This window comes from Streptomyces sp. NPDC003038 (genome assembly GCF_040611115.1).
Taxonomy (GTDB): Bacteria; Actinomycetota; Actinomycetes; order Streptomycetales; family Streptomycetaceae; genus Streptomyces.
The window spans coordinates 126,627-139,796 of the sequence record NZ_JBEXNN010000006.1 but is presented as its reverse complement, the minus strand read 5'-3'; the positions used below and the strand labels follow the sequence as shown (position 1 = coordinate 139,796).

Sequence of the window (13,170 nt, the reverse complement as noted above, 5' to 3'; positions counted from 1 at the left end):
GCGGGCCGGGGGAAATGCCGCCGAAGATCGACATCGACGTGTACGTGAAGGGCGTACTCGACGGGAAGCGCGCGCAGGTCGCCCGCGCGATCACCCTCGTCGAGTCCACCCGGGCGGACCACCGGACCCTGGCCCAACGGCTGCTGACCGAGCTGCTGCCGCATGCGGGCAACGCGCGCCGGATCGGCGTCAGCGGGGTTCCGGGCGTCGGGAAGTCCACCTTCATCGACGCGTTCGGCACGATGCTGACGGGCCTGGGCCACCGGGTCGCCGTGCTGGCCGTGGACCCGTCCTCCACCCGCACCGGCGGCTCCATCCTCGGCGACAAGACGCGGATGGAGCGCCTCGCCGTCGACCCGGCGGCCTTCGTCCGCCCCTCGCCCTCGGCGGGGACGCTGGGCGGGGTCGCCAAGGCCACCCGTGAGTCGATGATCGTGATGGAGGCGGCGGGCTACGACGTGGTCCTCGTCGAGACGGTCGGCGTCGGCCAGTCGGAGACCACGGTCGCGGGGATGGTCGACTCCTTCCTCCTGCTCTCCCTGGCCCGTACCGGCGACCAGTTGCAGGGCATCAAGAAGGGCGTCCTGGAGCTGGCCGACGTCCTGGCGGTGAACAAGGCGGACGGCCCGCACGAGCGCGACGCGAAGGCCGCCGCCCGCGAACTGTCGGGCGCGCTGCGGCTGATGCACCCCGCCGACGCGGCGTGGACTCCGCCCGTGCTGACGTGCAGCGCACGGGAGTCGGCCGGGCTGGACGAGGTGTGGAACCGACTGGAGCAGCACCGGACCCTGCTGGAGGCGGGGGGCCGGCTGGCGGCGAAGCGGGCGGCCCAGCAGGTGGAGTGGACCTGGTCGATGGTCCGCGACGAACTGCTGGAACGCCTGCGTTCGGACCCGGCGGTACGGGAGCTCGCGCCGTCCCTCGAAGCATCGGTCCGCGCGGGCTCGGTCACCGCCACCTCGGCGGCGGACCAGATCCTGGCGGCCTTCAGGTCATAGCCGCACACTCAGCCTCGCCGGCGTTTGAGGCGCGGGGGTCCGGGGGCAGCGCCCCCGGCAACGGCGCCGCACCTGCGGCCCGGCCGGCGCCACACTCGGCCCCGCCAGGGCCTGGCCACTTCAGCCCCGCCGGCGATTGAGGCGCGGGGCCCGCCGGGGCAGCCCCCGGCAGCCGGCCGCAGGGCTACGCGTCGACCAGGACCGATCCCGTCGAGGACAGCACCTCGCGCAGCACGCGGGTCCCCTCCACCGGATCGGCGCAGGACAGCAACGCCGCCAGCACGGCGATCCGCGCCTGCCCCGCCCGCAGCGTCCCCGCCGGCACGGCCCCCGCGGCGACCAGATCCACCGCGCCGCCGTGCGTGTAGATCTCGGTGACCGGTCCGGCCATGACCCGCGTGGTCAGGGCGACCAGCACCCCGCGCCCGACGGCGGCCTCGACGGCGTCCACGATCTCCGGGGTCGCGTTGCCCGCGCCCGTGCCGACGAGGACGATGCCCCGCGCTCCGGCCTCGACCGCGGCGTTCAGCAGGAGCGGGTCGCCGTCCGCGTGGTGCATCACCATGTCCACGCGCGGCGGGGCCTCCGGCATGGCCGGCAAGGCCAGGGGCACGGGCCGCTGCGGCTCGCGCAGGATGGTGATCTTGCCGAAGCCCACCTTCCCGAGCAGTTCCTGCGAGGGGTCGGCGAACGCGTCCAGGGCCACCGCCTGGGTCTTCACGGTGCCGCGGGCGGCGTGCACCCGGCCGGCGAAGGCGATCAGCACGCCGAGCCCGCGCGTGGTCGCGGCGGTGAGCAGCGCGTCGTACAGGTTCCCCGGCCCGTCCCCGTCCGCGCTGCCCATCGGCAGCTGGGAGCCGGTGAACACGACGGAGCGGGGGTCGTGGTGGTGCAGGTCGACGAGGAACGCCGATTCTTCGAGGGTGTCGGTCCCGTGCGTGACGACGATGCCGTCCACTCCGGGGTCGGCGAGCACCTCGTGCACGGTGCGCAGCAGGGTCAGCTGGTGGGCGGTGGTCAGGCGGGGGCTGTTCACGCTGAACAGGTCCACCAGCTCGACGGTGATGCCCTCGGGCAGCGGCGCGGTGGCCATGACCTCGCGCCCGTCGGCGTCCGCCGCGAAGCCGGAGCCCTGCCAACGGCTGGCTATGGTCCCGCCGGTGCTGATGACGACGATCCGTCCCATGGCCGTTGGCCCGCCCTCTCCTCGTACACGTGTGCTGAAAGCAGCAATGATAGAGAGATATGCGCGCAATGTGATTGCTTCTTCGGCCCCACCCGTCACACAGGGTGCGTGATAATTGCGCAATGGACGCCATTGACCGTGAAATCTTGCGCGAGCTCCAGGCCGACGGTCGCCTCAGCAACCAGGAGCTGGCCCAGCGGGTGGGCCTGACCCCCTCCCCCTGCATGCGCCGGGTCCGCCAACTGGAACAGGACGGGGTGATCCAGGGCTACCGCGCGGTGATCTCCCCCGAGGCGGTGGGCCGCGGTTTCGAAGTGCTGGTCTCGGTCGAGGTACGCCGCGACCGGGAGGCGGTCGAGGCGTTCGAGGCGGCCTTGCAGGACATCCCCGACGTGGTCGAGGCCTACCGCCTGTTCGGCAGCCCCGGCTGCCTGCTGCGGATCGCCGTCGCGGACCTGCGTGCGTACGAGCGCCTGTGGATCGAGAAGCTGACCGCGCTCTCCGGGGTCACCGAGGTCAACTCGCAGATCATCATGAAGCGCATCAAGGAGCCGACCGGCCTGCCGGTCGAGCGCTGACGCCAGGCGCCGGGGGCAGGGCGCCGGCGATGAGCTGCGCGAGGTGCGTGCCCGTACGGTCCGTCCGCTGCTCGATCTGGGTCCGGCAGCTGAAGCCGTCGGCGAGGACGTGCGTGTCGGGGGAGGCCGCGCGCACGGCGGGAAGCAGGACCTGTTCACCCGCCGCGACCGACACCTCGTAGTGGTCGCGCTCGAAGCCGAAATTGCCCGCGAGGCCGCAACAGCCGGATCTCAGCGTGGTGTTGTCCACGCCCATCCGGCGCAACAGCGTGCTGTCGGCGCCGAACCCGGAGGTCGCGTGCTGGTGGCAGTGGGTCTGGCTGATCGAGCGGGCGTCGATCCTCGGGGGCTGCCAGTCGGGCGCGTGGTGGAGGAGCAGTTCGGCGAGGGTGACGGTGGCACCCGCGACCGCCGATGCGTCCTCGCCCCGGTCCAGGAGCTCGGGCAGGTCGCTCCTCAGGGCCGCGGTGCAGCTGGGCTCCAGGCCGACGACGGGCATGCCCGCGCGGACCGCGGGGGCCAGGGCGGCGGTGGCGCGCCGGGCGACGCGGCGGGCCACGCCGAGTTGCCCGGTGGTGATCCACGTCAGTGCGCAGCACTGGGTGCCGCCCGGCACCCGCACGGCGAAGCCGGCGGCCTCCAGCACGGCCACCCCGGCCTTGAGCACGTCCGGGGTGAAGTGGTTGTTGAAGGAGTCGACCCACAGCATCACCGCCCCCCGGCGGCCGTCGCCTCCGGGGGTACGCGTACGGAACCAGGCGAGGAAGGTCTCGTCCGCGAAGCGCGGCACCTCCCGCTGCGCGGCGATGCCGCCGAGGCGTTTGATCACGGGCGCGAGCCGCGACGAGGTGAGCGCGTTGACGAGGCCCGGCATCCGGGCCGCACCCCGGGACAGCAGGGGCAGCCAGCCCATGGAGTAGTGCGAGGCCGGCCGGATGCGCCCCTTGTAGTGGTGATGGAGGAACTCCGACTTGTAGGTGGCCACGTCCACCCCGACCGGGCAGTCGACACTGCACCCCTTGCAGGACAGGCACAGGTCGAGGACGTCGAGGACTTCGGGGGACCGCCAGCCGTCGCCGATCACCTCGCCCTGGGTCATCTCGTAGAGCAGGCGCGCGCGGCCGCGTGTGGAGTCCTTCTCGTCCAGGGTGACCCGGTAGCTGGGGCACATGACGTCTCCGGTGTGGCCGGCGGAGCGGCATCTGCCCACTCCGACGCATCGACGGGTGGCCTTGGCGAAGTCGCCGCCGTCGGCGTGGAAGGCGAAGACGGTGGACAGGGGAATCGCGGCGCGCTGCGGACTCACGCGCAGGTTCGAGTCGACGGGCCTCGGCCGCACGATGATGCCGGGGTTGAGGCCGTTGTCGGGGTCCCAGATGTTCTTGAACTCCTCGAACAGGGCGATGACCTCCGGCCCGTACATCAGCGGCAGCAGCTCGGAGCGGGCCTGCCCGTCGCCGTGTTCACCGGAGAGCGAGCCGCCGTATTCGGCGACGAGCCGTGCGGCCTCGGTGACGAAGGCGCGGAAGGCGGCGGTGCCTCGGCCGGTGCCGAAGTCGAAGTCGAGCCGCACGTGGAGGCATCCCTCGCCGAAATGCCCGTAGACCGCGCCCTTGAGCTGGTAGCGGCCCATCAGGGCGTCGAAGCTGCGCAGGTAGGCGCCCAGCCGTCCGGGCGGCACCGCCGAGTCCTCCCAGCCGGGCCATGCCTCGGACCCGTCGGGCTGCCGGGTGGCCAGCCCCGCCCCGTCCTCGCGGATCCGCCACAGCCGGCGCGCGTGCGCGGGGTCGCCGATGATCCGGCTGCCGGTGAAGCCGACGGCTCCGCGCGCGGTCGCGGCGAGTGCCCGGGCCCGCTCGGGCAGTTGCGCCGCGTCACCGCCCAGCTCCGCGAACAGCCAGGCGCGCCCGGCGGGCAGGGTGTCGACGGCCGCGCGGGTCTCGGGCCGCGTCACCACGTCCGTGAGTGCCTGGTCGAGTCCCTCCAGCGCCAGCGGCTCGTGGTCGAGCAGGGCGACGACCGCGTCGGCCGCGGCGTAGGTGTCCGCGAAGCCGAGTACGACCAGGGCCCGCGCGGGCGGTGCGGAGATGAGCCGGACGGTCGCCGAGAGGACCAGCGCGAGCGTGCCCTCGCTGCCCACGAAGGCCTTGGCGAGGTTGAAGCGGTGCTCGGGCAGGAGGTGTTCCAGCGCATAGCCCGAGACCTGTCGCGGGAACCGCCCCAGCTCGGTGCGGAGCGCCGCCAGGTTGCCCTGCGCCAGCCGGTGCAGGGATCCGATCAGCCGCCCGCGGTCGTCACCCACGGCGACGGCCCGGTCGATGTCGTCCCGGGTCATCTCGCCGAGGCGGACGACGGTGCCCCGGTAGGTGACCACTTCCAGCTCGACCACGTTGTCGGCGGTACGGCCCCATGCGAGGGAGCGCGTACCGCAGGCGTTGTTGCCGATCATGCCGCCCAGCGTGCAGCGGCTGTGGGTGGACGGATCCGCGCCGAAGAGCAGCCCGTGCCCGGCCGCGGCGCTCTGCAGAGCGTCCAGTACGAGGCCCGGCTCCACCGTCGCGGTGCGCGCCCGCGGATCCAGCGCGATCAGCCGGTTGAAGAAGCGGGAGAAGTCGAGCACCACGCCCGCGCCGACCGCCTGACCGGAGGTGCTCGTACCCCCTCCGCGTGCCGTGACGGGCACTCCCAGGCGGCGGCACACGGAGAGTGCGTTGAGTACGTGCCGCCGCTCACGGGGAAAGACCACGGCCTGAGGAACCAGCCGGTAGTTGGAGGCGTCGGCCGAGTACTGCGCCCGCCGCCCGGCGTCCCCGGCGACCTCACCGCAGTCCCCCGCACGGAGCGCCCGGACGAGGCCCGCCCCGGCGGGGTCTGCGGGCCCGGCGGGGCCCCGCGACGTGGTGATCACTGTCTACGTTTAACCACCCGCCGCCCGATCAAACGCCCGGGGCACCCGCGGTGCGCCACTTCCGGCGGCCGCGCGTGGCACGTCCGACGCGGGAAGGCGCGGGCCCGCCCTGGAGACGCGGCTGTGGCGCTGGGGGAGGCCCAGCGCCACTCGGCAGCGCGGCGGTAATTGGGCTCACAGCGGCAGCCCAGAGTTCCACCGTTCTTTCGAGGTCATTCGCTCCCGAACACGGTCTTCTGTACTTCGCTCGGACCGTCGAACTTCTTGCTGCCGGAGTGGGACAGCTTCTCGACGATCTGCTGGTCCGCCCCGTTCTTCTTGGCCAGGGAGACGAGGTCGTCGCGGCTGGCTGGATAGTCGGCGCCCTTGAGTGCCTTCTGAACGTCGATCGGACTGATGCTCGCCATGGTGCTCTCCTCAACTCTTCCGCCTGGTGGTTTCACCCCTCCCCGCCCAGCGGCTGCCCGGCCGCCCACCACGCAAACCCGGCCATTTCATGACACCGGCGGCACGGTTCCAAGGCGACGTACCCGCTCGCGCGCGGCCGGCCGTACCGGAGCGCGCCTGCGAAGGCACAGGAAAGCGGGTAGAGAGGACCTGTGCAGACATTTCTCCCTGTCGCGGTGTTCCGGGAATCGGCTCGGCTGCTGGACGCGCGCCGGCTCGGGAAGCAGCGGGTGGAAGCCCTCCAGGTGCTGCGCGGGCTGATCGTGCCGGGGTACGGCTGGCGACGGCATCCCGCGGTGCGGATGTGGGCCGGGTACGAGGAGGCTCTGGTCCGGTACGGCCTGGAAACCTGCCGGGTCTGGACGGCGGCGGGACGCGCCGACACCTGCGCCGCCACTCTCGTCGCGGACCTGCGGGCGTGGCTGCCGGAAGCGACCGTACGGACACAGGAGGAGCTCGCCGGGGACGGGGACCTCCCACCCTGGCTCGGGACCCCGGACTTCCACCGCAGCCACCAGTCCGCGCTGATACGCAAAGACCCCGCGTTCTACCGCGACCACTTCCCCGGCGTCCCCGACGACCTGCCGTACGTCTGGCCCCGGTCCGACCGGGACCCGGACGCTGCCACGTCGCCCGGATGACGCGGCCGGATCCCTGAGCCCGCGCCAGGCGTCGTGCGCTCCCCGTACAGTGGACAGACCCCCCACCGCCGTGAAGCGGCTCCCGGGGCGCAGGGGGCGTTCCCCGCGCGACGCACTACGGAGCAGACATGGTCAGCCCCCAGCCATCCGGCGGCCCCCAGCGATCAAGCGAACAGGAACATGTCGCGGACGGACTGTTCCCCCTGGAGGAGATCGAACCCGCTCGCCGGCCCCCGGCGTCCTCCCGGCCTCTGTTCCGCGACTCCCCCGCCGCGCGCAGGCTGCTCTCGGTACGGGAGATCCACGCCGAGCCCGGCGCGGCGTCCTCGCCCCGAGGGCGGGAGATCCTCGCACGGTTTCCGCAGGCGGAGGTCATCCCCGCGGAGTCGCACTGGCGCATCCCCGCACTCCACGGCAACGAGGGAAACCTCGAACGCTGGGTCCGGATCAAGGGCGAAGTCCTCGTCCTGGGAGAGAAGAAGACGCTCACGACTCGGCCCAACGGGCGCTCGGCCGACTGGATCGCCCCGGGCGCTGCGAACGGGTGCGCCATGGCCTGTGCGTACTGCTACGTCCCGCGCCGCAAGGGTTACGCCAACCCGATCACCGTCTTCACGAACATCGACCGCATCATCGCCCACCTCGCCCGGCACGTCGCCCGTCAGGGGCCCAAGCGGGAGCCGAACCAGTGCGACCCGCAGGCGTGGGTCTACGACATCGGTGAGAACAACGACTGCTCGGTCGATGCGCTGATCAGCGAGAACATCGCGGATCTTGTGCACGCTTTCAGCCGGTGGCCCCATGCCAAGGCCTCCTTCGCGACGAAGTTCGTCAACCCGGACCTTCTCCTCCTGGATCCGCGCGGACGCACGCGGGTGCGGTTCTCCGTGATGCCTCAGGAAGACTCCAGACTGCTGGACCTCCGCACCAGCCCCGTGGAGCGCCGCATCGCGGCGGCCGCGGACTTCGTGGAGGCGGGCTACGAAGTGCACTTCAACCTCTCCCCCGTCGTCATCCGGCCCGGCTGGGAGCAGGCCTGGGCAGACCTGCTCACGCAGATGGACGACGTATTGCCACAGCGGGTCAAGGACCAGGCGGCGGCAGAGGTGATCATGCTGACGCACAACAGAGATCTGCACGAGCTGAACCTCGCCTGGCACCCACGTGCCGAGGACACCATCTGGCGTCCCGACCTCCAGCAGCCCAAACGCTCCGAGAACGGCAGCTGGAACGTGCGCTACCGCAACACCCCGAAGGCCGAGGCCGTCGCAACGATCCGCCACCTCACGGCCACCCACGCCCCCTGGCTGAGAATCCGCTACGCCTTCTGACCGCCCGAGCCCCCCTCTCCCCGAGCCGCCCCGTACTCGCACTCCGCCTCCCGAGCCCCACGCCGCACCCGCAGAGGCCCCGTCATTCGGACGGGAGGTGTCAGCGCACCGGACGTGATCAGGACGGCCATCTGGTTGGACCCTTCAAGCCCGGTCCGTCCAGACCGTGCGGGCACCTTGGGCCCTGCCGAGCGCACCTGCCGCCATCCTGACGCCGTACGGCACAGTCCGTACGCGCCCGTGTCGCCACGCCCTTGGCCTTCAGGCTGGCGCCCCGAGGCGCACCATGCGGGGCCACGAGGCGCCCTTAGGTGCCATCTGGCGCCACAATGACTTGCGATGGCGCCATTATGGTGCCACTATCTCTCCATGGACCTGACCCCCTACGTCGACCACCTCCGCCGTGAGCTCGCGGTCGCCGCGAACGCCGGCGGGGACGAAGCACGCGCCCTGGCCGAGCGGCTGACCGCCCCCCTGGAATCGGCCGCCCGCCTGACGCTCCTGAACGCGCTGTCCGCCGCCTCGGACGAGATCACCCGCGAGTTGGCCCCGGGCTCGGTGGACGTGAGGCTGCGGGGGCTGGACCCCGAGTTCGTGGTGACGGCGCCGCCGGCCCCGGAGAGCCCCGGCGACGGCGCTCCCGACGCGGCGGCGCCGATGGCGCCACCTGTGGCACCGGTGGCGCCACCGACTGCGGACGGCGACGAGGGCGCGACGGCCCGGATCAACTTCCGGCTCCCGGGGCACCTCAAGACCCGAGTGGAGAGCGCCGCCGGCCAGGAGGGGCTGTCCGTCAACGCCTGGCTCGTACGGGCAGTGGCCATTGCCCTGGAGCCCGGCGGACCGGCCCAGCCCGCCGCACGCGCCACCCGACAAGGCCAGAGTTACCGGGGTTGGGTCCGCTAGCCGGAGCACCACCGCATCACCTGCGCCACCTGCGCCAACACACACCAGAGCCAAGAGGACGGGACAGCCATGCCTTCTTTCGAAACCCCCCAACCCATCACCGCGACCCTCGAATTCGACATCGGCAACGTGCGGGTCACCGCGAGCAAGCGCACGGACACGGTCGTCGAGGTGCTGCCGAGCAACGGCGCCGACGAGGCCGACGTACGGGCGGTGCAGCAGACCAAGGTCACCTACGCCAACGGCACCCTGACGGTGAAGGGGCCGAAGAAGCGCTCCCTGTTCGGCAAGAGCGGATCGATCGACGTGACCGTCGAACTGCCCGCCGGCTCGCACCTCCGGGGCACCTCCCCCATGGGGGACTACACCTGCGAGGGGCCGCTCGGGGAGTGCCGCGTCAAGACCTCGCTGGGCGACATCCTGCTCGCCGAGGCGGGTATCACGAACCTGCGTACCGACCATGGCGACATCCGCGTCGACCGTGCCGTGGGCGACGCCGAGATCCACGGGGCCGGGCGGATCGAGATCGGCGAGATCGCGGGCGCGGCGACGGTCAAGAACGGCAACGGCGAGACCGCGATCGGCGAGATCACCGGTGACCTGAAAGCCAACTCCTCCAACGGCCGCATCACGGTCGGTACCGCCCACGCCTCCGTGGAGGCCAGGTCCGCCAACGGCGCCATCCGCCTTGAAGAGGTGGCCCGAGGTGTGATCCGGCTCCAGACCGCCGCCGGCGATGTGGAGATCGGCATCCGCGCGTCAACGGCGGCCTGGCTGGACGTCAACTCCCGCATCGGCACGGTCCGCAACGCGCTCGGCAGCGCCGAGGGCCCCGACACGTCCGAGGAGACCGTCGAGATCCATGCCCGTACCGGAATCGGCGACATCGTGATTCGTCGCGCCTGAGCTTCCCCGGACCGCCGGGAGACGCCCAAAGGCATCCAAGACACCCCTGGCGTGCATAGCCATCCTGTGACGGCGACCAAGTCGGCCAACCATGTCACACGTGAAATGTCACATCTCACATCTCGGAGGCGGACTGTATGACCGCGACATCTCTCCCCACGGCTCCCCCGGCGATCTCCGCCCTCGGGCTGCGCAAGTCCTATGGGGAAAAGGCCGTCCTGGACGGCATCGACCTGACCATCGCCGAAGGCACGGTCTTCGCCCTGCTCGGCCCCAACGGCGCCGGCAAGACCACCACCGTCCAGATCCTCTCCACGCTCATCGCCCCCGACGCCGGCCGCGCCCAGGTCGCCGGCCACGACCTCGCCCAGCGGCCCGACGGCATCCGTGCCGCCATCGGGGTCACCGGCCAGTTCTCCGCCGTCGACAACCTGCTCACCGCCGAGGAGAACCTGCTCCTCATGGCCGACCTCCAGCACCTGCCCCGCCGCGAGGGCAGGCGGCGCGCCGCCGATCTGCTGCAGCGGTTCGACCTGACCGAAGCCGCCCGCACACCCGTCAGCACCTTCTCCGGCGGCATGCGCCGCAAGCTCGACCTCGCGATGACGCTGGTCGGAGACCCGAGGATCATCTTCCTCGACGAACCGACCACCGGGCTCGATCCCCGCAGCCGCCGCACCACGTGGGAGATCATCCGCGCACTGGTCGCCGATGACGGCGTCACCGTCTTCCTCACCACCCAGTACCTGGAGGAGGCCGACCAGCTCGCCGACCGCATCGCCGTCCTCGACCGGGGCCGGCTGGTCGCCGAGGGCACCTCCGACGAGCTCAAGCGCCTCATCCCCGGCGGCCATATCCGCCTCCGGTTCGCCGGCCCCGGCGAACTCGAAACGGCCGCCCGCCACTTCGGCTCGGCCGCACCCGACCTCGAAGAGCTCACGCTGCGCATCCCGAGCGACGGCGGCATACCGGCCCTGCGGACCGTACTCGACGTCCTGGACGACGCGGCGGTACGGGCCGAGTCGCTGACCGTGCACACCCCCGACCTCGACGACGTCTTCCTCACCCTCACCGGTCACGGCACCCTCGGCACCGCTACGGAGATGACCCGATGAGCACCCTCACGTACGCCCTCAGCGACTCGATGACCATGCTGCGGCGCAACCTCAAGCACGCCCTGCGCTACCCCTCGATGACCGTCTCCGTCGTCGCCATGCCGGTGATGATGCTCCTGCTGTTCAACTACGCCTTCGGCGGCGCCCTAGGCGCCGGCATTTCCGGCGCCCCCACCGGCGGCGGGAAGTACATCGACTACATCGCGCCCGGCATCATCCTCATGGCCGCGACCGCCGGGGCGGTGGCCACGGCGGTCGGCGTCTGCGTCGACATGACCGAGGGCATCGTCAACCGGTTCCGTACGATGTCGATCTCCCGCGCCGCTTTCCTCACCGGGCACGTCGTCGGCAGCGCCATCCAGACTCTGGTCGCCATCGCCCTGGTCATCGGCGTCGCGCTCGCCATCGGATTCCGCCCCGACGCCACCGCCGTCGAATGGATCGCCGCGCTCGGCCTCCTCACGCTGTTGACCCTGGCACTGACCTGGCTGTCCGCCGGCATGGGCCTGGTCGCCAAAACCCCCGAGTCCGCGAGCAACACGCCCCTGCCGCTGACCTTCCTGCCCTTCCTCGGCAGCGCCATCGTCCCGACCGACTCGATGCCGACCGGACTGCGCTGGTTCGCCGAGTACCAGCCCTTCACCCCCGTCATCGAGACTCTACGCGGCCTGCTGATGGGCACCGGGATCGGCAACAGCGGATACATCGCGCTCGCCTGGTGCGTCGGCCTCACACTGGTCGGCTACTTCTGGGCGCGGTCCGCCTTCGGCCGCACCGCCAAGCGGTAAGCCCCGGTCGCCTCAAGCCACTTCACACCAGCCACCTCCAGGTGCAACCGCACGTCACAGTTCCCGCACGTCGCTCTCCACGGAGGACACCATGCAGCACGAACCGTCGGCCCGCCCCGAGACCACCGAGACCACCGAGCCCCCCGAGACCACGGAGTTCCCCGAGTTCCCCGAGCCCGTCACGCTCCCCACGCAGCGCGCCGCCGGCTGCCCCTTCGACCCGCCCGTCGGACTGGCGCAGCTGCGCGAGGAGAGCCCGCTGACCCGGATGACGTACCCCGACGGGCACGTCGGCTGGCTGGCCACCGGCTACTCCACGGTCCGCTCCATCATGGGCGACCCCCGCTTCAGCTCGCGGTACGAGCTGATGCACTACCCCTTCCCCGGGGGGCCCGAGGGCCCGCTGCCCCCCGCCCCGGTCGGTGACATGACCGGGATGGACGCGCCCGAGCACACCCGCTTCCGGCGGCTCCTGACGGGCAAGTTCACCGTCCGCCGGATGCGGCAACTCTCCGACCGGGTCGCGCAGATCACCGACGAGCACCTGGACGCGATGGAGCGCCGCGGCCCGGGCACAGACCTGGTCGAGGCGTTCGCCCGCCCTCTCCCCGCGCTGGTGATCTGCGAGCTTCTCGGCGTGCCCTACGCCGACCGTGAGCGTTTCCAGGACAACGCCCGCACGATCATGTCCATGGACGCGACGCCCGAGGACCAGTACGCCGCCTTCACCGGACTCCAGGAGTACATGGCCGAGTTGGTCGCCGCCAAGCGTGCCGCACCGTGCGACGACCTGCTCGGCGACCTGGCCCGGGACTCCGACCTCACCGACGAGGAGCTGATCGGCGTCGGGGGCTTCCTGCTCGCCGCCGGGCTCGACACCACCGCCAACGTGATCGCCCACGGGACGTTCGCGCTCCTCACCCACCCGGCCCAGGCCGACGCCCTGCGTACGGACCCGGACCTGGCCCCCCAGGCCGTCGAAGAGCTGATGCGCTACCTGACCATCGCCCACACCAGCGTGAAATCCGCGCTGGAGGACGTCGAGCTGGAGGGCCGGCTCATCAAGGCGGGCGAGAGCGTCACCCTCTCGCTGGAAGCCGCCAACCGGGACCCGGAGCGGTTCCCCGACCCCGACCTCCTCGACCTGCACCGCAAGGCCACGGGACACCTGGGTTTCGGACACGGCATCCACCAGTGCCTCGGCCAGCAACTGGCCCGCGTCGAAATGACGGTGGCCCTGCCCGCGCTGCTGAGGCGGTTCCCCACTCTGCGGCTGGACGTGTCGGCCGAGGAGGTGCCCCTGCGGACGAACATGAACATCTACGGCGTGCACCGGCTGCCGGTCACCTGGGACGAGAACTGATCC

General features: G+C 71.5%; 12 protein-coding genes. 9 read left to right on the top strand and 3 right to left on the bottom strand.

Annotated elements, in window-relative coordinates; genetic code table 11:
- The first annotated feature begins 14 nt into the window (after positions 1–14).
- On the top strand, positions 15–998 hold the full coding sequence (meaB, locus tag ABZX75_RS10285) for a methylmalonyl Co-A mutase-associated GTPase MeaB (RefSeq protein WP_355409710.1): 984 nt from the start codon (positions 15–17) through the stop codon (positions 996–998).
- A 184-nt stretch (positions 999–1,182) separates the two neighbouring features.
- Here meaB and ABZX75_RS10280 read toward each other — a convergent pair whose 3' ends face one another.
- Positions 1,183–2,184 carry an asparaginase gene (locus tag ABZX75_RS10280; RefSeq protein ID WP_355409709.1) on the bottom strand — a complete coding sequence of 334 codons (1,002 nt, stop codon included), beginning with the start codon at positions 2,182–2,184 and terminating at the stop codon, positions 1,183–1,185.
- 122 nt (positions 2,185–2,306) lie between these two features.
- On the opposite strand from ABZX75_RS10280, the gene ABZX75_RS10275 reads away from it, so the two are divergent.
- The gene (locus tag ABZX75_RS10275) at positions 2,307–2,762 is read left to right on the top strand and encodes an Lrp/AsnC family transcriptional regulator (protein ID WP_355409708.1); all 456 of its coding nucleotides are present in this window, start codon (positions 2,307–2,309) and stop codon (positions 2,760–2,762) included.
- On the opposite strand, the gene ABZX75_RS10270 is transcribed toward ABZX75_RS10275, so the two are convergent.
- Complete coding sequence (locus ABZX75_RS10270) at positions 2,728–5,667, bottom strand: FAD-binding and (Fe-S)-binding domain-containing protein (protein ID WP_355409840.1); 2,940 nt, start codon at positions 5,665–5,667, stop codon at positions 2,728–2,730. The genes ABZX75_RS10275 and ABZX75_RS10270 overlap by 35 nt on opposite strands.
- Before the next feature lie 215 nt (positions 5,668–5,882).
- Positions 5,883–6,077 carry a DUF2795 domain-containing protein gene (locus ABZX75_RS10265; RefSeq protein WP_355409707.1) on the bottom strand — a complete coding sequence of 65 codons (195 nt, stop codon included), beginning with the start codon at positions 6,075–6,077 and terminating at the stop codon, positions 5,883–5,885.
- A 192-nt stretch (positions 6,078–6,269) separates the two neighbouring features.
- Here ABZX75_RS10265 and ABZX75_RS10260 point away from each other — a divergent pair, with 192 nt between their 5' ends.
- The 7 genes from ABZX75_RS10260 to ABZX75_RS10230 all read left to right on the top strand — a co-directional run bounded on the left by ABZX75_RS10260 (position 6,270) and on the right by ABZX75_RS10230 (position 13,167).
- Entirely contained in the window at positions 6,270–6,758 is a 489-nt protein-coding gene (locus ABZX75_RS10260; protein WP_355409706.1) for an MSMEG_6728 family protein, read from the top strand.
- Positions 6,759–6,886: 128 nt separating this feature from the next.
- On the top strand, positions 6,887–8,089 hold the full coding sequence (locus tag ABZX75_RS10255) for a spore photoproduct lyase family protein (protein ID WP_355409705.1): 1,203 nt from the start codon (positions 6,887–6,889) through the stop codon (positions 8,087–8,089).
- Between the two features lie 369 nt (positions 8,090–8,458).
- Complete coding sequence (locus ABZX75_RS10250; RefSeq protein ID WP_355409704.1) at positions 8,459–8,995, top strand: hypothetical protein; 537 nt, start codon at positions 8,459–8,461, stop codon at positions 8,993–8,995.
- 69 nt (positions 8,996–9,064) lie between these two features.
- Positions 9,065–9,901: a DUF4097 family beta strand repeat-containing protein gene (locus ABZX75_RS10245; RefSeq protein WP_355409703.1), complete on the top strand. Its 837-nt coding sequence runs from the start codon at positions 9,065–9,067 to the stop codon at positions 9,899–9,901.
- A 137-nt stretch (positions 9,902–10,038) separates the two neighbouring features.
- Entirely contained in the window at positions 10,039–11,016 is a 978-nt protein-coding gene (locus ABZX75_RS10240) for an ATP-binding cassette domain-containing protein (protein ID WP_355409702.1), read from the top strand.
- Positions 11,013–11,804, top strand: a complete 792-nt coding sequence (locus tag ABZX75_RS10235) for an ABC transporter permease (protein WP_355409701.1) — start codon at positions 11,013–11,015, stop codon at positions 11,802–11,804. Before ABZX75_RS10240 ends, ABZX75_RS10235 begins: the two co-directional genes overlap by 4 nt.
- A 91-nt stretch (positions 11,805–11,895) precedes the next feature.
- Complete coding sequence (locus tag ABZX75_RS10230) at positions 11,896–13,167, top strand: cytochrome P450 (RefSeq protein ID WP_355409700.1); 1,272 nt, start codon at positions 11,896–11,898, stop codon at positions 13,165–13,167.
- The last annotated feature ends 3 nt before the right edge of the window (positions 13,168–13,170 follow it).